Here is a 487-nt window from a genome sequence, read left to right as displayed (position 1 = left end):
GGGTGCGGAAGCCGAGACCCCCGTCCTGCGGGAACTCGTGCTGGAAGCGCCGCTGCTCGTACCGGACCACGGTGAGGTACGGCTCCATGTGAGCGTGACCGGCCCCGACGAGTCCGGCTGTCGGACGCTGGTGGTGCGCTCCCGCTCCGGGGAGGAGTGGACGGTGCACGCCCGAGGCGTCCTGGCTCCCGAGGCCGCGGACGAGCCGGTCTCCGAGCCCACCACCTGGCCGCCGGTGGATGCGGAGAAGGTGGACGTGTCGGCGTTGTACGACGAGTTCGCCGCTGCCGGTTATGACTACGGGCCGCTGTTCCAGGGGGTTCGGGCGGTCTGGCGCCGGTCCGGGGAGGTGTTCGCCGAGGTCGGGCTGCCGCACGACGAGAGCACTGGCGCTGGCGCTGGTGCTGGTGCTGGGTTTGGGGTGCATCCGGCTCTGTTGGACGCGGCGTTGCACGCTCTGGTGTTGATCGATCCCGGGGCCGACGGT

The 487-nt window shown here is 71.3% G+C and carries 1 protein-coding gene; it reads left to right on the top strand.

The window, feature by feature from the left end; all coding sequences use genetic code 11:
• Positions 1–163: 163 nt before the first annotated feature.
• Positions 164–487, top strand: a 324-nt coding sequence (locus JK361_RS40720; RefSeq protein WP_372448797.1) for a polyketide synthase dehydratase domain-containing protein, incomplete at its 3' end; no start/stop codon positions are given.

It is taken from the genome of Streptomyces musisoli (genome assembly GCF_016741855.1).
GTDB classification, from domain to species: domain Bacteria; phylum Actinomycetota; class Actinomycetes; order Streptomycetales; family Streptomycetaceae; genus Streptomyces; species Streptomyces musisoli.
This window is presented reverse-complemented; position numbering and strand designations above follow the sequence as displayed.